The organism is methane-oxidizing endosymbiont of Gigantopelta aegis (genome assembly GCF_016097405.1).
Classification (GTDB): Bacteria; Pseudomonadota; Gammaproteobacteria; order Methylococcales; family Methylomonadaceae; genus Methylomarinum.
The window spans coordinates 1,468,527-1,485,631 of the sequence record NZ_JAEHGD010000001.1 but is presented as its reverse complement, the minus strand read 5'-3'; the positions used below and the strand labels follow the sequence as shown (position 1 = coordinate 1,485,631).

Sequence of the window (17,105 nt, the reverse complement as noted above, 5' to 3'; positions counted from 1 at the left end):
AAGTTTTCATAATTCTAGCAGCTCAATAAAGAAAAACCATGTTGTTTGATAATTAAACTACCGCCCTTTTCTGAACTCGAACTTAAACCCTTACAACAAATTTTTAAAACACGAACCCGATCACACAATGCTGACCTCTACACAAACAGAACTACTTCAACAAGCTGATATTCAACCTAAATTTTTACCTGAAAATAAATTGCAATACCTCATCCAACAGCCAGAGGCTGTGTCAGAGCTCAATGATGACGAACTCCTAGAACTATTAGCCATTTGTAATGCACTGTACCGAGGCGGCGAACCGATTGTCAGTGATGCTGTTTATGATTTTCTGTTTCTGGCTGAACTCAAAAAACGCCATCCCGATCATCCCTATTTACATCAGGTTGAAGCAGAACCTGCATTTGCAGGTAAAACGGTAAAACTCCCGGTCACCATGCTTTCAACCGATAAAGCCTATCATTTCGAGGAAATCAAACGTTGGGCCAAACGGGTAGAAAAAGCAGCCGAGAAAATTGGCAAAGATTTTGATCAGCTTATTTTCCGTGTCACACCTAAACTAGATGGCTACGCCGCCTATGATGATGGAAAAAAACTCTACACCCGAGGTGATGGTCGCTATGGCCAGGATATCAGCCGTGTCTTTGAGCGGGGCCTAGTTGTCGCTAACAATGGACAACGCGGCTTAGGCGCCGGTGAAATCGTCGTGAACAAACACTATTTCAATCAGCATTTAGCTAAAATTTACGATAACAGCCGTAATTTTCAGGCCAGTATCATTAAGGAAAAAAAGCTGGACCCGCATGCACTCAAAGCCATTGAGGATAAAGCTGCGGTATTTTACCCCTTTGCCTTACTACCGGCCTGGGAAGGTCCATGGAAAACATTGGCCGAGCATTTCGACGAAATTGTCAACGATGTCTGGCATAGTGTCGATTATGATGTCGATGGCGTTATTCTTGAAGTCACCGATGCCGAAATCAAACGTATTATGGGCGCAACACGTCATCATCATCGCTGGCAAATTGCCTATAAAGCCAATACTGAAACCGCCGAAGTCAAAGTACTGAAAGTAATTCCGCAGACCTCACGTTCAGGCCGTATCACCCCGGTGGCTGAACTAGAGCCGGTGCGATTGAGTGGCGCACTACTATCTCGTGCCACCGCTCACCATTACAAAATGGTCAAGGAAAAAGGTATCGGGCCGGGTGCCATCATCCGGCTGACCCGTTCAGGCGAGGTGATTCCTAAAATTGAAGCTGTTATCAAACCGGTGACGCCTGAAATCCCAAGCCATTGCCCCAGTTGTGGCACTGAACTGGTCTGGGATAACGATTATCTGGTCTGCACCAATAATCTGGAATGTCCAGCCCAAATCACGCATACGATGGAACATTTTTTTAAAGTATTAAAAAATAACGATGGCTTTGGTCCTGCTACCATCAAAAAACTGTATGAACATGGCATAAAAAATGTTTATGACATCTATCAGTTGAATGCCGAACAATTTGAGGCGATGGGATTTGGCCCCAAGCAATCCCAAAATCTGGTCGATGAATTAGTACGCAGCCGAATCGAGCCGGTGGAAGACTGGCGTTTCCTGGCGGCTTTTGGCGTATTTCGGATGGGACTCGGAAATTGTGAAAAATTGCTGGCGCATTACCCTTTAGAATCCATTTTTGAGTTAACCGAAGCGGATATCGTCGCGGTTGAAGGCTTTGCAGAAAAAACGGCTCATATTGTTATCAAAGGTTTTAAAAGAATCCGGCCTCTATTTGAAAAATTATATGCTTTAGGCTTTAACATTGAATCGACCACACACGATACCCGGCAGACTCAAAATCACCCGCTGAGCGGCAAAACCGTCGTCTTCACAGGAACCATGCAACATGGTAGTCGTGATGCGATGAAAAAAGAAGCGAAAAGTTTTGGCGCAAAAGTTGCTAGCAGCGTGACCGGTAAAACCGATTATCTGGTTATCGGTGAAAAAGTGGGGCAAACAAAGCTGGATGCTGCCCGCGAAAAAGGGATAACCATAATGACTGAACAGGAATACCTAGATTTGATAAAACAGTAAACCCGGTATAGAAAAGGGCGTACTTTTATACGCCCTTTATCAAATAGTTCCAGAGCTTGCGTGACGTTAAAACCGTCTTACGCAAGCCCCGTTATTCTAATTAAAGGTTCGACCTGGCATGCCAGGTAATCTTGGCATCTCCTGTTTAGGAAATTCGCCTGTCAATGCATTCAAAAATGCGACGATATCAGCGACATCTTCTTCAGACAAATCTTTATCCAATTGTAGTTTGCCCATCAACCAGACCGCTTTTTCCAATGTTTTGACCTTACCATTATGAAAATACGGTGCCGTTAAAGCGACATTACGTAAAGTCGGCACTTTCCATAAATGCTCGTCTTCTTTCTTACCGGTTACTTCCGCGCGGCCTTTATCATCACTGAAACCATATTGAGCTTCAAAATAGCCATTTTTATTAACCGGGAATTTCTGGAACATACCCGGACCATTGAATGCAGGACCACTGTGGCAACCAGTACAGCCCAATTCCACCGCTTTATTCATGCCCCGAACTTGTTGCTCAGTCATCGCCGATTTATCACCTTTGACATAGCGATCAAATGCACTATTTGGCGTAATCAGCGTTCGTTCATACGCTGCAATCGCTTTTGTTGCCGTATCTTTGGAAATAGAATCTTTACCAAAGGCTTTTTCAAACGCCTGCTGATAGCCTTCTATGCTTTTAAGGCGTTTGACCACCTCATCCCAGCTTTTCATACCCATTTCAATCGGGTTCGTCACAGGCCCTGCTGCCTGCTCTTCCAGACTAGCCGCACGACCATCCCAAAATTGAACTTTGTTAAATGCCGCATTCCAAACTGTGGGTGCACTACGCCCCCCAACCTGGCCACCGACACCGACAGAGCCACCTCGGTTATCTTCACCCCCCAGCATCGTATTGTGGCAAGAGGCACACGACACTGTTCCGCTAGATGACAAGCGCGGGTCGTGATACAACATTTTCCCTAGCGCCACCTTTTCAGCGGTTGTTGGGTTATCAGCAGGTGCAGGCGCCGTGGTCGGTAAGGCTTCGGCCGCCATAACAGACATGGAGCCTGCTAACGATAAAGCAGAAACCAGCAATCGAATTTTTAACATACTATCCTCCGGGTATTTTTATAATATCAAACCAAGCTACCCTGCGTACTCAACGCCTTTAGTTGAACAGGATAAAATCATTCCAAGGTTTTGTGTTGATGAACAACATCTGAATTGTAAGAGATAACGCCTGACAGGTAAAACAAAAGTTTACGTACCTCACTCCAGCCTAGGAGGTTGTCGGGTTTAGGAATTCGTGACGAGACGAGTGGGAAAACTGTCCTTGATTTCCTACTGTCGCAGTAGAATTTTCCTAAATCCGACAACCTCCTAGATATTGCACTAGAATTTGGACTAATCAGGAACAGAAAGCTCAACTTCATAGCCACCGAATTTACGAATATTGATCACCCCGGTATCTAACAACAGATATTGGCCTTTAATACCTTCCAGTACTCCACTGACATCCGGGTTTTTATCAAAATTAAATGATTTGACTTTAGCCGGATAGGTTAAAATCGGGTAGAAAATATCCACAACCTCGGCATCGGGTAGAAATTCTATACTGTCATCGCCAAAGCGCTGACCAATTTCTGCAATTTCCTGCTCGCATTCGGTTAACAGCTGATCGCGTCGCGCGGCTAAATCCACGGTTTCTGCCTGGCTCTTCAGCATTCTCTGCCAACTGGTTTTATCACTGACATGCTGAGCTATCGCCACCTCAACCAATCCTGAAATATAACGTGACTTCACCTTTAAAATGGGTAATGCCTGCACTGCCCCTTGGTCGATCCATCGGGTCGGAATCTGATTTTCACGCGTAATCCCAACCTTGATTGCCGATGAATTAGCCAGATAAACGTAATGTGGTTGGAAACAAAACTGCTTAGCCCAGTCAGGCTCTCGACAAGTCCCCTGGTCAAAATGACAGGTTTCAGGCTTCATGATACACATATCGCATTGTGCCAATGAGGTAAAGCACGGATAACAATAGCCCTGATTAAAGCTCTTGTTAATTTTTCGATTGCAATGAATACAAAAAATTTGCCCCGTAAAATGTAACTGAATTTTTTTGCCAATCAAGGGATTCAACGCAATCCGCGCCTCGCCCAACGGCATTTGATAACTCACCGGCTCCGTTAAGAAAACCTCCATTTTTCGCAAACAACCTTTCACTTATCACTCCTGTTTTTGGCATGATTACGGCAAAACACCTGTTTCTCCCATCAATCGGTTTAATCAAACTGTTAAAATTGAGCTGCTATAATACCTTATTTAATCTTCATTGAAGGAGCGAAATGGCTTTCTCACACATTTCATCGGGCAGCGATATCCCCGACATTATCAATGTCATTATTGAAATACCGGCATTCAGCGACCCGGTCAAATATGAAGTCGATAAATATAGTGGGACCTTGCAGGTTGACCGTTTTATGGGCACATCCATGCAATACCCCAGTAATTACGGCTATATCCCACAAAGCCTGTCTGAAGACGGTGACCCGGTCGATGTCATGGTCATTACCCCCTCGCCGGTGCTGAGCGGCTGTTTTATCCGTTGTCGCCCGGTCGGCATGCTCTTGATGCGCGACGAAGCTGGACCCGATCCAAAATTACTGGCCGTCCCCACACCTGAATTATCGCCCTACTACAATAAAGTTCATTCATATAAAGATATTCAGCCGGAAAAGCTGGCTAAAATCGCCCATTTCTTCGAGCATTACAAAGACCTTGAAGAAGGGAAATGGGTAAAATTAGATGGCTGGGTGGGTCCTGATGAAGCCAAACAGGAAATTCTCGACAGTATTGCGCGTTATCAAAAATTGATTGAAGAGCCCGCCTTATAAAATATGAACTGATGTTACGCGGTGGCTCTTTAATTTCATTTCCATGATTCTCCGTTCACCATTACCGAGAAAGAAAAAGCCATCTCTGGCCTCTATTTCTTATCGACACAGAGACCACAGAGCACACAGAGTTATCCCTTGGTTCCCGCACTTTTGCGTAGGAATGAGGGAATCACAATTGCACCTCGGTACTGACTGCTATTTATCCAGCACCTCAGAATACCTCGTCATTCATGGCGAGGATGAAAAGGTGCACTATTTTTCTTAAAGAAAACCTTGTCCTTCAGGACGAGGTGCTGGATTTATCGTACCCACGCAGGTAGAGAGGGTACGATAAAAGAGATCACAGAATTATCGTTTAATGCCTTTGATGTCTGGATTCATGATGTTATCAACGACTCTGTTGAAATATCTGTTGTTTATCCTTGCTGTACGGTTTCATTCTCTGTGCTCTCAGTGGTCTGAAGTGTCTATATGGGGTCCTACGCAGGAGTGTGGGAATGAGGGAAGAGTTACTGCGTAACATCAGATATGAAGATGCTGACCTCCATCTGCTATGTTTTTTTAGCGTAACCATTCGTGTTTTTCTCCACCCAGCGGGATTCGCCGGAGGCCAGCAATTCCTTTTTCCAAAATGGCGCATTTGATTTCAGGCTTTCCATCACAAAGCGGCAAGCATCAAAGGCATCGCCGCGATGAGAACTCCAGATGGCCACAGCGACAATCGGTTCATCGGGATAAATATTCCCAACCCGATGCAACAACAACGCATCCAGCACTGGCCATTTATCGGCGGCCTGCTGCAAACACGCGAGCAATTGTTTTTCAGTCATGCCGGGATAATGCTCAAGATACATGCCTTTAACCGAATCATCCTGATTGAAATCACGCATGGTGCCGACAAATAGACAGGTCGCGCCATATTTTCCTTTTAACGCCGTTAAGCCTTGTTGGTAATCGGCAACCGCTTGCCAAGGATCAAACAGACTATCTATAACGCTGACCTTCATCTTTCCCCTCCTGTAACCGGCGGAAAAAAGGCAACCTCATCGCCATCTTTTACGACCGCTGTCTGATCGACATAAGCCATATTGACGGCAATTAACACATTATCAGGCATATCCAGGCCGGGGTTGGCCTCGCTCCAGACTTGACTGACTGTATATTCTCGCACCGTTGCCAAATCATCTTCGGCACGCCCTAACTGTTCTTTTAAACTGGCAAAATAACGGACTTTAATCGACATAGCACCCCACTCAATATTACAATCGTATGCTTTATATATTATCTGACAATGACTCAACTGACGCATTTTAATCAATCCGGCGAAGCACATATGGTGGATGTCGGCGACAAAGCCATCACCTCTCGCACCGCCATCACCGAAGGCTTTATCAGCATGCAGGATGACACCCTGCGATTGATCGAATCCGGCCAACATAAAAAAGGCGATGTACTCGGCATTGCGCGCATTGCCGGCATTATGGCCAGCAAAAAAACCGCCGATTTAATCCCGCTGTGTCACCCACTCCCCATTACCCATGTTGAGATAAAACTCACCCCCCAGCCTGAAAACGGCGGCGTACATTGCCTGACCACCGTCAAAACCCAAGGCCAAACCGGCGTTGAAATGGAGGCATTGACCGCCACCCAAATCGCCCTCTTAACCATCTACGACATGTGTAAAGCCGTTGACCGAGGCATGGTCATGCATTCGATTCAACTACTGGAAAAATCCGGCGGCAAATCAGGCCACTGGTGTCGATGAAGCGATGGATTATTTTTTCACAGCCTTGCAAGCTGCCCTGGCTTTGATTTTAAATTTTGACCCAGAAACCTGGCATATCGTCGCCACCTCGTTAACTATTTCACTGACCGCCTGTCTTTTCGCCAGCCTCATCGCACTGCCTTGCGGCGTATTAATCGCGATAAAGTCATTTCCTGGCAAAACCGCCCTACAACATATTTTGCAAACCCTGACTGCCATGCCAACGGTCATGGTCGGTTTGATTTTTTACGGTTTACTCAGTCGCCGTGGTCCACTGGGTGAATGGGGGATGCTGTATACTGAAAATGCCGTAATTTTAGGCCAAACAGTCCTCATTCTACCTTTAATTTTAAGCATGACTATTGTAGCCGTCAGATCAGGCGATACCCGTTTATTAGAGACATTACAGTTATTAGGAGCAAATACAGTACAAAAAATTCAGACGATCATGAGCGAATGCCGCCTTGCCTTGTTAGCCGCCGTCGTCACCGCCTTTGGTCGCGCCATCGGTGAAGTCGGCGCCGCCATGATGCTTGGGGGCAACATTCAAGGCGTCACCCGCACCATGACGACAGCGATCGCACTGGAAACCAGCAAAGGCAATTTTGAGTTAGGTCTGGCTTTAGGTATCATCCTGTTACTTATCGCTTTCACCACCAATTTTATTTTGCATTACTTATCATCGACATCTCTACGATGAATTTCAGCGTATGATGCTTTAATCCTCACAGCCATGGAAAATAACTATAAAATACTTTATCTGGATCAAAGCTCGGACGAAAATGATCTGCTGCTCCAGCAATTAAAAATGCGCTTTGCCTGCAAGGGCTATCAAATTGAAAGCATTCATGATGAAAATGATTTCTTTTATAAAATTCGCTTTCATCACTATCATTTCCTGATCTTGGATGTGGGTGATCAAACCCGTCGCGCCATCAATTTTTTAGAACGCTTACAATCATTAAATAAACACCTGCCCACCATTCTGGTCAGTGCCTGGCAAGATTTTCAACTCTCCATCAAGGCAATGCAGTTAGGCTGCCAGGACGTCGTGATTAAAAACCCGGTTCCGCATATTTTCTTCAAAGACCTATGCGTTAAACTCTTCCAGCTTCATGACAGCCGGCAACACCCCCCGCATCTATTCAAGCGTAAAAAAACGATACCGTCATCAACGGAAACAGAGGGCCGATGGGAATGGTTGCCGACTGAAGACCGTGTTTACTGGAACTGGCCTGGAGAGAAAGAAACCCACCGCGCACGTTATGCGTCTTTTATTCAACATATTCACTCGGCTGATCGCCCCCTGGTTAAAACACAGAATAATGTTTGTTTATTTTCGCATGAACCTGTCGATTATAGTTTCCGTTATCTGGATAAAACCGGGCGACCTGTTTTTTATCATCTGCATATAGCTAGAGCATTATAAACTGGCATAATCTAAATATTTGCAAAATAACGTATCGACATCACAGCGATGCTGTCGTCGAAGCGCTTTAGCTTGTGCCCATTTGCGTTCAATAGGATTAAGGTCTGGACTATAGGGCGGAAGAAACTCAAGAGTGCAGGTTGTTTGCTTGATGGCATCTAAAATATCTGCACGTTTATGGAAAGCAGCATTGTCCATAACAATGAAAGCCTGTTCCGGCAGTTTGGGTAACAAATCCTGGGTTAACCAGGCATAAAAAGTGTCCGCATTAATGCTGCCTTCAAACAAGCTGACTGTTACCAAAGCGGACCCCATCATAGCGCCAATCGCATTAATTCGCCCTTTCGCATGCCAATCATGGACATCGTAGCACCGCTCGCCTACCGGTGAATAAGCATGCGTTCTCGGCATACTTTGCTCAAAACCACTTTCATCCACATAGACAATAGGTCGCTCTTTGGACTCGTAGTCCACAATTTTCGCTTGGAAATCAGACCGTGCCTGCTCGTCCGCTTTTGGATGTTTGAGTGTTTTTTTTATTGCTGAAACCCAAACGCTTTAAGGCATAACCAATCGCCCGTTGACTCACGTTAAACCGTTTCGCTCTTTCCCATTGATAGTCATCAGGGTAACGCTCAACATCTTTCTTCAACGCTTCCATATCAATTTTTGTGGCCGGTTTATTTCGAGTCAGACAGGGTTCAAGCTTTTTTTGCCAGCGAAATAAGGTGCGTATCGGCACATCAAAACGTTCGCTGGTCTGTTCAAAGGTCAGGCCATATTTTTCTTTGACCGCAAAGACTTTTTGTCGAAATTTAAGAGGGTATGTCATGGGAATATATTATGCCACATAATCTTGCTTTAGTTATATCAAACCGGAGCTCAACGAGCGCGGCATGATCTGTCGAATATTGGGCAAGATAAAAAAGCAATCGCCTAACACAGTTCAACAAATCAACCAGGTAAAACTGTCCTATTTTGACTACACCCCCGATGCCGTAGTTATTTGTGACGCAGAAAACCGTATCATTTCTGTTAATCCAGGCTTTACCCAACTCACAGACTTTTCGCCTGCGGCTGTTTTATATCAGCCCGCCAGCCTGTTAATGACAGAAAAGTCCGACTTTGATTGGCAAAACCCTGAACACTCCCTCCAAAAACGTTATTTCTGGCAGGGACAGACCGAGCTTCACGGCCAAAATTCAAGCATCCCGGTTTGGCAATCCACAGCCGTGTTACGCGATAAATCAGGCCATATCAGCCAAATGATTTCGGTGATTCGCGATATTCGCAGCCAGCAGGCTCTATTGGCTAATATCAAACTTCAGGCAAATTATGATCCATTAACACAAATTCCTAATCGTATATTACTCGCCGACCGGCTGAAAAGTGCACTGAAACTAGCACATCGCAATCAATCCTGCTTAGCTCTTATGCTGCTGGATTTGAATAAATTCAAATGGATCAATGACCATTTAGGCCATGCTGCCGGAGATTTCGTTTTAAAAGAAACAACGCGCAAATTAAAACTGGCGACTCGTGAATCCGATACAATCGCGCGCTTGGGCGGAGATGAATTTGTCATCCTGGCGCCAGAACTGGAAAAAGCCAGCGATGCCGAGCGTATTGCACAAAAGATTTTTACTGAATTTTCCAAGCCGGTACTATTTGAAAACCAACAAATCTTCATTTCCGGCAGCATCGGCATCGCTGTCTATCCCGATAATGGCGATAGCCTGGACGAATTGTTGAAAAATGCCGATAAAGCCATGTATCAGGCTAAAAAACAAACTCATTCACCCAATAATTTTTATTTTTTCACGCCCGAGTTGCAACAAGAAACCCTACATCGACAAACCATTATCAACCGTATCCATAAAGCCTTACGCAATAATGAATTCAGACTAGAATATCAACCGGTAATCGATATCCATAGCCACAAAGTCGTTTTTGCCGAAGCATTGTTACGTTGGCAAGATCCACAGCACGGTAACATCCCACTGGAGCAATTTTTATCGATTGCAGAAGAAAGCGGCATTATTAAGGAGATTGGCACCTGGGTCATCACCACAATTACAGAACACTTTCAGCGTTGGTCTCAGATTAACCTACCACGGCTCTCCATTTCACTGAACCAGTCGGTTCATCAATACAATACCAGCAACTGTCACCAAGAATGGATTACGATTTTGAATGATAAACAAATCTCTACAGACCGGATCATTTTCGAGGTCAACGAATCCTTATTTCTGGAAGAAAACAAACATTATCATGCCAACATCCTCGCCTTACAGGAAGCAGGCATTAAAATCGCACTGGACAAATTTGGCACCGGCTATTCTTCTTTAACCTGCCTGAAAAAACGGCCGGCCGATTATATTAAAATCGACCGCTCATTTATTCATAAAATGACACAAGACAACGCCGATACCGCCATGATTAACGGGATTTCAATCCTGGCTAATAGTCTTAAAATTCGTGTTATTGCTACCGGCGTAGAAAGAGAACAACAGCTCAAGCTATTGGTCGAAAACTGTGATTATGCTCAAGGCTATTACTTTAGTAAACCGTTGTCTCTAGAACAATTTGAAAGCTATATTTTCGCATCAAACATGTAAGAGGCTGTCGGGTGATGGGCGATTTTCCACTCGTCTCGTGCCGAATCCCATAACCTGGCAACTTCCACTAACCAGAATTGCCCTAGCATCTGGGCTAGCCTTTAATGGTTATATAAACCTCACATCAATCACCAAGGCATTGGTGTACCATCATATTTGATAAACTGCCCGGTTTTAGACAAATCGAATTGATTGATCTCTGCCATCATGCCCTTCACACTGGTCGCTGTATCAATCAATGCATTAGGCCCGCCCATATCGGTCTGCACCCATCCCGGGTGAAAAATAAGCACACCAATTCCGACGGGTTTTAAATCGATAGCAATACTCTTCATCGCCGCATTCAACGCCGCCTTACTGGAACGATAGCAAATGCTGCCGCCACTGCCATTATCCGCGATACTCCCCATCAGACTACTGATCGCGGCAATGATGGGTTTTTTGCTGTGTTTTAAGTGTGGCAAAAAAGCTTCTGCTGTTTTAACCGCACCCAATACATTCGTTTCCAATGTTCTCAACCATGCCTCATAATCCAGCTTTCCAAACGGATGTTCCGGTTTATCACCATAAATTCCCGCATTAGCGATTAAAATATCAACCGTGACATCGGCCAAGTCTTCGGCGAGATCATCGATGCCTTGCCGATCCAATACATCCAGTTGATAGCACTGGATGGTTGGATGTTTTTCAGCCAACTGTTGCAAATCGGTTGCCGCTTCAGGATGACGGCAGCAGGCCAGAACCTGGTCACCCTGTTGCGCATAAAACTGACTGAAAGCCAGACCAATGCCGCGATTAGCCCCGGTAATTAAAATCGTTTTCATGTTTTTCTCCTTAAACAACTATTTCACTTTTCAATAATTTAATCTCATCGCGAATACGCGCAGCTTCTTCAAACTCCAGGTTCTTTGCCGCCTGATACATCTGATCTTCCAATTTTTTTAACTTCTTCGCCGCTTGTTTCGGCGACAAGGCATGGTAATCAGCCAGGGTTTCTGCAACTTTGCTATCAACTTTGGCCACTTTCGTACCCGCCCCCGGAATCGCGACTTCCAGAATATCGGTGACCAACTTGAACACGGTTTTAGGCTCGATACCATGCTGCCTGTTGAATTGAATTTGTTTTTCCCGTCGTCGCTCTGTCTCCTCGATCGCCTGCCGCATAGATTCGGTGATACGATCGCCATACAGAATAGCTTTGCCATTGACATTACGGGCGGCCCGACCAATCGTCTGTACCAAAGACACTACAGAACGCAAAAAACCTTCCTTGTCGGCATCCAAAATCGCTACCAGTGAAACTTCTGGAATATCTAATCCTTCCCGCAATAAGTTAATCCCGACCAACACATCAAATTGCCCCAGACGCAGGTCACGAATAATTTCCACCCGCTCCACCGTATCAATATCGGAATGCAGATAGCGTACCTTGACATCGTGCTCCATCAAATAATCGGTCAGGTCCTCCGACATTCTTTTGGTCAACGTGGTCACTAATACCCGTTCTTTACGCTCAACCCGGATACGGATCTCGGACAGCAAATCATCCACCTGAGTGGATGCCGGGCGTACTTCAATCACAGGATCTAACAACCCGGTCGGTCGCACGACCTGCTCGACAAAAACACCCGAATGCTCTTTTTCATAAGGGCCGGGCGTCGCCGAAACATAAATACGCTGCCCCGCCTTCTGTTCAAATTCATCAAATTTCAGCGGCCGGTTATCCAATGCCGATGGCAACCGAAATCCGTATTCCACTAATGTTTCCTTACGCGAGCGATCCCCTTTATACATGGCGCCGATTTGCGGAATGGTGACATGGCTTTCATCAATAAATACCAACGCATCATCGGGTAAATAATCAAACATGGTCGGTGGTGACTCGCCCGGCCCTCGCCCCGATAAATAACGCGAATAGTTTTCGATCCCAGAGCAATACCCTACCTCCAAAATCATTTCGATATCAAACAGGGTACGTTGCTCCAGGCGCTGCGCTTCAACCAGCTTGTTCAAGTCGCGTAATTGTTCCAGGCGTTGCTTGAGCTCATCTTTGATCGCATCGACCGCACTGAGCAGCTTTTCACGTGGTGTGACATAGTGCGTTTTGGGATACAGTGTAAAACGCGCCAGTTTGTACAATACTTCGCCAGTCAACGGATCAAACATCGACAAGCGTTCAATTTCATCATCAAACAATTCAATCCTGAGCGCCTGTTCTTCAGATTCAGCCGGAAATACATCAATCACATCGCCGCGCACCCGGTAGGTCGCACGCCGCAGATCGGTATCGTTGCGGGTATATTGCATTTCCGCCAATCGCCGCAAAATATCGCGCTGACTGATCATATCGCCCCGTACCAGATGTAAAACCATTTTAAAATAAGAGGCCGGCTCACCAAGCCCATAAATCGACGAAACCGTCGCCACCACGATGGTATCGCGCCGCTCAATTAACGCTTTAGTCGCCGACAATCGCATTTGCTCGATATGTTCGTTTAATGCGGCATCCTTGTCGATAAAAGTATCCGACGCAGGCACGTAGGCTTCGGGTTGATAATAATCATAATAAGATACAAAATATTCAACACTGTTTTTTGGGAAAAACTCCTTCATTTCCCCATACAACTGTGCCGCCAATGTCTTGTTAGGTGCCAGAATCATCGCCGGCCGTTGCGTCTTTTGAATCACATTGGCCATGGTGAAGGTTTTCCCGGAACCTGTCACACCAAGCAAGGTTTGATGCAATTCACCATCTTCCAACCCCTCGACCAGGCGCGCGATGGCTTCCGGCTGATCACCTGCAGGCTGATAACGACTCTGAATTTCAAATGCTTTTTTCACGAACAAAAACAACCTTTTAAATTAGGGCATTATATAACATCGCGTTATAATATTGAGTTATTTAACATGTTTTGGATTGAGGAATCATGACCATTCAACTTTCAAACAGAGTCAAAGCGGTTAAACCTTCCCCAACGTTAGCCATTACCGCCCGAGCCGCGGAAATGCGTGCGGCAGGAAAGGACATTATCGGACTCGGTGCAGGTGAACCCGACTTCGACACCCCCGATCATATCAAAGCTGCCGCTATCGACGCATTAAACAAAGGCTTTACCAAATATACCGCTGTCGATGGTATTCCAAGTCTTAAACAAGCCATTATCGACAAATTCAAACGCGACAATGGTTTTGATTATCAGCTTAATCAAATTTTGGTATCCTGCGGCGGTAAACAAAGTTTTTACAATCTGGCTCAAGCCTTGTTAAACCCAGGCGATGAAGTCATCATTCCAGCACCTTACTGGGTCTCTTATCCCGACATGGTCTTACTGGCGGAAGCCACACCGGTCATCGTTGAAACCACTCAGGCGCAACACTTTAAAATCAGTCCAGAGCAGCTACGCAATGCGATTACCGATAAAACCCGGCTGATGGTTATTAACAGCCCGTCAAACCCTACCGGCGTCGCCTACAGCCTGGACGAACTGAAAGCACTGGCCGAAGTGCTACTGGACTACCCCGATATCGTGATTGCAACCGACGATATGTATGAACACATCTTGTGGCAAAAAGGCAGCTTTGTGAATATTCTCAATGCTTGTCCCGATCTTTATCCACGCACCATGGTGTTAAATGGCGTCTCCAAAGCCTACTCCATGACAGGCTGGCGTATCGGTTATGCCGGTGGCCCCGTTGAAATTATCGCCGCCATGCGTAAAATCCAGTCACAAAGCACATCCAACCCCACATCAATTTCACAGGTTGCTGCAGAAGCTGCCATAACAGGCGATCAAAGCTGTATTGATGATATGATGCTGGAATTTAAAAAACGCCATGATTTTGTCGTTGAAGAACTGAATAAAATTGATGGTATCGACTGCATGGCTACCGACGGCACCTTTTATGTTTTTCCGAATATCCAAAAAGCCTTGGAAAAACTCAGCGGTATCGATTCAGACCTGGACTTTGCCGAATATTTAATCGAAAAAGCCGGCGTCGCCCTGGTGCCCGGCACGGCCTTCGGCTGCCCAGGCCATATTCGTATCTCCATCGCAACCAGCATGGAAAACTTAAGCAACGCGCTAGATCGCATCAAACAAGCACTTTAAGCCCCCCTAAACCAGCCTCACACGCTAAAGACATTAGCCCATCACGTGTGAGGCCACCCTCCTCTCCCCACCATCAACGATGATTGTAACTGATGTTACGCAGTAACTCTTCCCTCATTCCCACACTCCTGCGTAGGACCCCATATAGACACTTCAGACCACTGAGAGCACAGAGAATGAAACCGTGCAGCAAGGATAAACAACAGATATTTCAACAGAGTCGTTGATAACAGCATGAATCCAGACCACTCAAGGGCATTAAACGATACAAACGATAACTCTGCGATCTCTTTTATCGTACCCTCGCTACCTGCGTGAGTACGATTTATCCAGCACCTCGTCCTGAAGGACAAGGTTTTCTTTAAGAAAAATACTGCACCTTTTCCTCCTCGCCATGAATGACGAGGTATTCTGAGGTGCTGGATAAATAGCAGTCAGTGCCTAGGTGCAATTGTGATTCCCTCATTCCCACGCAAGAGCAGCGGGAACCAGGGGATAACTCTGTGCGCTCTGTGGTCTCTGTGTCGATAAAAGATAGAGGCCAGAGATGGCTTTTTCTCGGTAATGGTGAACGGCGAATCATGGAAATGAAATTAAAGAGCCACCGCGTAACATCAGATTGTAATATCAAGCCACTGAACTATGATTCAGTTGTCTTCATCATCTCAACATCGTTACCCGTATGGAACAACTCACCGATTTAAAAGCCATCCTTCATTCCAAACGCGCCAACATCTACTACCTGGAAAAATGCCGAGTGATGCAAAAAGACGGCCGCGTTCTCTATCTGACCGAAGCCCAGGAAGAAAAACAGTACTGGAATATCCCCATCGCCAATACCACCGTACTGTTACTGGGAACCGGCACATCCATCACTCAGGCTGCGGTCAGAATGCTGGCATCCGCCGGTGTTTTGATTGGCTTTTGTGGTGGCGGTGGTACGCCTTTACTGATGGGGAATGAAATTGAATGGTTGACACCACAAAGCGAATACCGTCCCACTGAATATGTACAAGGCTGGCTGGCCTTCTGGTTTGAAGAACAAAAGCGCTTAACCGTTGCCAAACAGTTTCAACAACAACGCATTCAATTTATCCGCCATACTTGGTCAAAAGACAAGGACTTGCAACTAGAAGGGTTTGCAGTTGATAACGACGACATTGACAAGGCATTAGCTGGCTTTGCCGAAAAAATTGATCAAATACCCAACGTCACCCAATTGTTACTGACCGAAGCGCAACTGACCAAACGCCTTTACAAAATCGCCGTTTCGCGTACTCAAACTGGCGATTTTGTCCGTAATTTTGACAGCACAGATGACGCCAATGCATTTTTGAATCACGGTAACTATCTGGCCTATGGGCTGGGTGCGACGACACTCTGGGTATTAGGGATTCCGCATGGATTCGCCGTCATGCATGGTAAAACCAGACGCGGCGCGTTAGTGTTCGATGTCGCCGATTTAATCAAAGATGCCATCATCCTGCCCTGGGCCTTTATCTGTGCCAAAGAAAAAATGAGCGAACAGGAATTTCGCCAGCAAATCCTGCAAAAATTCACCCAACACAAGGCGCTGGATTTCATGTTTGAATGCGTGAAGGAGACCGCATTACAAAACTGGGACAAAGTTCAGGAGGGAGAATAAGCGATGTTTAATGCACTCGCAATCTGCTGCAATCGTTTGTCTCGTGTCCACAAAAAAGCGGATTCTGTTAAAGCGGTTGAGGCCAATAAATGCAGATCAATAAAACCAATTCCTTTACCTGACAAGGCATTGCATTCAAGAAAATACAGAACCTCATCATGGGAGGCTTCTATTGCTTTTGGCAAATTTCGCCATAACGCCATGAGTTGCTCGCGGTTTTTCAGGTTGCCAGTTCACCGATCACCATCGGATGCATACACACAGAAGAGGCTTCCAGCAAATGGGAAACGTGCAAATCTCCTGCGCGTAAAAAATCAACCCAGACCGAAGTATCGACCAGAATCATTCGTTTACAGCTCGTCGCCGAGGGATATTCTCCAGTTGCGGCTCGCTACCAGCCAGTTTTGCCAATCGTTTGGCACTTTCTCTTTCAATCAGTGCTTTCAATGCTTCTCGGACCAATGCCGTTTTTTCCTTTTTTCCGGTTAGCTGAACAGCGTGTTGATACAAGTCATCATCAATATTTATTGTGGTGCGCATATTGGTTACCATTACATAAAAAATAAGCATCATT

The 17,105-nt window shown here is 45.7% G+C and carries 19 protein-coding genes; 8 read left to right on the top strand and 11 right to left on the bottom strand.

All coding sequences use genetic code 11. The annotated features are described in order from the left end of the window. Positions 1–127 precede the first annotated feature (127 nt). Positions 128–2,077, top strand: a complete 1,950-nt coding sequence (locus JEU20_RS07415; protein ID WP_198244616.1) for a BRCT domain-containing protein — start codon at positions 128–130, stop codon at positions 2,075–2,077. A 96-nt stretch (positions 2,078–2,173) separates the two neighbouring features. On the opposite strand, the gene JEU20_RS07410 is transcribed toward JEU20_RS07415, so the two are convergent. Together JEU20_RS07410 and JEU20_RS07405 are read right to left on the bottom strand one after the other, a co-directional pair. After that, positions 2,174–3,175, bottom strand: a complete 1,002-nt coding sequence (locus JEU20_RS07410) for a cytochrome-c peroxidase (protein WP_198244614.1) — start codon at positions 3,173–3,175, stop codon at positions 2,174–2,176. Positions 3,176–3,469: 294 nt separating this feature from the next. Then, on the bottom strand, positions 3,470–4,270 hold the full coding sequence (locus JEU20_RS07405; protein WP_198245944.1) for a DUF2797 domain-containing protein: 801 nt from the start codon (positions 4,268–4,270) through the stop codon (positions 3,470–3,472). Between the two features lie 143 nt (positions 4,271–4,413). On the opposite strand from JEU20_RS07405, the gene ppa reads away from it, so the two are divergent. Then, positions 4,414–4,962, top strand: coding sequence for an inorganic diphosphatase (gene ppa, locus JEU20_RS07400; protein WP_198244612.1), 549 nt, complete (start codon positions 4,414–4,416; stop codon positions 4,960–4,962). Positions 4,963–5,516: 554 nt separating this feature from the next. Here ppa and JEU20_RS07395 read toward each other — a convergent pair. Then, the gene (locus JEU20_RS07395; RefSeq protein WP_198244610.1) at positions 5,517–5,972 is read right to left on the bottom strand and encodes a molybdenum cofactor biosynthesis protein MoaE; all 456 of its coding nucleotides are present in this window, start codon (positions 5,970–5,972) and stop codon (positions 5,517–5,519) included. Further along, positions 5,969–6,208 (bottom strand): molybdopterin converting factor subunit 1, encoded by a 240-nt coding sequence (gene moaD, locus JEU20_RS07390; protein WP_198244608.1) that lies wholly within the window; start codon positions 6,206–6,208, stop codon positions 5,969–5,971. Before moaD ends, JEU20_RS07395 begins: the two co-directional genes overlap by 4 nt. A gap of 48 nt (positions 6,209–6,256) precedes the next feature. On the opposite strand from moaD, the gene moaC reads away from it, so the two are divergent. From moaC to JEU20_RS07375, 3 genes are read left to right on the top strand one after another with little or no spacing between them, the layout of a single operon-like run. After that, positions 6,257–6,730, top strand: a complete 474-nt coding sequence (gene moaC / locus JEU20_RS07385) for a cyclic pyranopterin monophosphate synthase MoaC (protein WP_198244606.1) — start codon at positions 6,257–6,259, stop codon at positions 6,728–6,730. 4 nt (positions 6,731–6,734) lie between these two features. Further along, positions 6,735–7,430: an ABC transporter permease gene (locus JEU20_RS07380; RefSeq protein ID WP_198245942.1), complete on the top strand. Its 696-nt coding sequence runs from the start codon at positions 6,735–6,737 to the stop codon at positions 7,428–7,430. A 33-nt stretch (positions 7,431–7,463) separates the two neighbouring features. Then, a complete protein-coding gene (locus JEU20_RS07375) occupies positions 7,464–8,159 on the top strand; it encodes a response regulator (protein ID WP_198244604.1) in 696 nt (231 codons plus the stop codon). Here the strand turns inward: JEU20_RS07375 and JEU20_RS07370 are convergent. Then, a complete protein-coding gene (locus tag JEU20_RS07370) occupies positions 8,154–8,699 on the bottom strand; it encodes an IS630 family transposase (protein ID WP_198245841.1) in 546 nt (181 codons plus the stop codon). The two genes, JEU20_RS07375 and JEU20_RS07370, sit on opposite strands and share 6 nt — an antisense overlap. After that, a complete protein-coding gene (locus JEU20_RS07365; protein ID WP_198243707.1) occupies positions 8,650–8,991 on the bottom strand; it encodes an IS630 transposase-related protein in 342 nt (113 codons plus the stop codon). Before JEU20_RS07365 ends, JEU20_RS07370 begins: the two co-directional genes overlap by 50 nt. A gap of 64 nt (positions 8,992–9,055) precedes the next feature. Here JEU20_RS07365 and JEU20_RS07360 point away from each other — a divergent pair, with 64 nt between their 5' ends. Next, complete coding sequence (locus JEU20_RS07360) at positions 9,056–10,777, top strand: putative bifunctional diguanylate cyclase/phosphodiesterase (protein WP_198244602.1); 1,722 nt, start codon at positions 9,056–9,058, stop codon at positions 10,775–10,777. Positions 10,778–10,905: 128 nt separating this feature from the next. Here the strand turns inward: JEU20_RS07360 and JEU20_RS07355 are convergent, their stop codons facing one another. After that, positions 10,906–11,601 (bottom strand): SDR family oxidoreductase, encoded by a 696-nt coding sequence (locus tag JEU20_RS07355; RefSeq protein WP_198244600.1) that lies wholly within the window; start codon positions 11,599–11,601, stop codon positions 10,906–10,908. A gap of 10 nt (positions 11,602–11,611) precedes the next feature. After that, positions 11,612–13,618, bottom strand: coding sequence for an excinuclease ABC subunit UvrB (gene uvrB / locus JEU20_RS07350; RefSeq protein ID WP_198244598.1), 2,007 nt, complete (start codon positions 13,616–13,618; stop codon positions 11,612–11,614). A gap of 86 nt (positions 13,619–13,704) precedes the next feature. Here uvrB and JEU20_RS07345 point away from each other — a divergent pair, with 86 nt between their 5' ends. Together JEU20_RS07345 and cas1f are read left to right on the top strand one after the other, a co-directional pair. Then, on the top strand, positions 13,705–14,886 hold the full coding sequence (locus JEU20_RS07345; RefSeq protein ID WP_198244596.1) for a pyridoxal phosphate-dependent aminotransferase: 1,182 nt from the start codon (positions 13,705–13,707) through the stop codon (positions 14,884–14,886). 682 nt (positions 14,887–15,568) lie between these two features. Further along, on the top strand, positions 15,569–16,531 hold the full coding sequence (cas1f, locus tag JEU20_RS07340; protein WP_198244595.1) for a type I-F CRISPR-associated endonuclease Cas1f: 963 nt from the start codon (positions 15,569–15,571) through the stop codon (positions 16,529–16,531). Here the strand turns inward: cas1f and JEU20_RS15865 are convergent. The 3 genes from JEU20_RS15865 to JEU20_RS07330 are packed head-to-tail and all read right to left on the bottom strand — an operon-like array spanning position 16,516 to position 17,071. Further along, positions 16,516–16,734: a hypothetical protein gene (locus JEU20_RS15865; RefSeq protein WP_425356686.1), complete on the bottom strand. Its 219-nt coding sequence runs from the start codon at positions 16,732–16,734 to the stop codon at positions 16,516–16,518. The genes cas1f and JEU20_RS15865 overlap by 16 nt on opposite strands. Before the next feature lie 17 nt (positions 16,735–16,751). Beyond that, entirely contained in the window at positions 16,752–16,877 is a 126-nt protein-coding gene (locus tag JEU20_RS15860) for a PIN domain-containing protein (RefSeq protein WP_425356685.1), read from the bottom strand. Further along, positions 16,874–17,071, bottom strand: coding sequence for a type II toxin-antitoxin system VapB family antitoxin (locus JEU20_RS07330; protein WP_198245940.1), 198 nt, complete (start codon positions 17,069–17,071; stop codon positions 16,874–16,876). Before JEU20_RS07330 ends, JEU20_RS15860 begins: the two co-directional genes overlap by 4 nt. Positions 17,072–17,105: the final 34 nt, after the last annotated feature.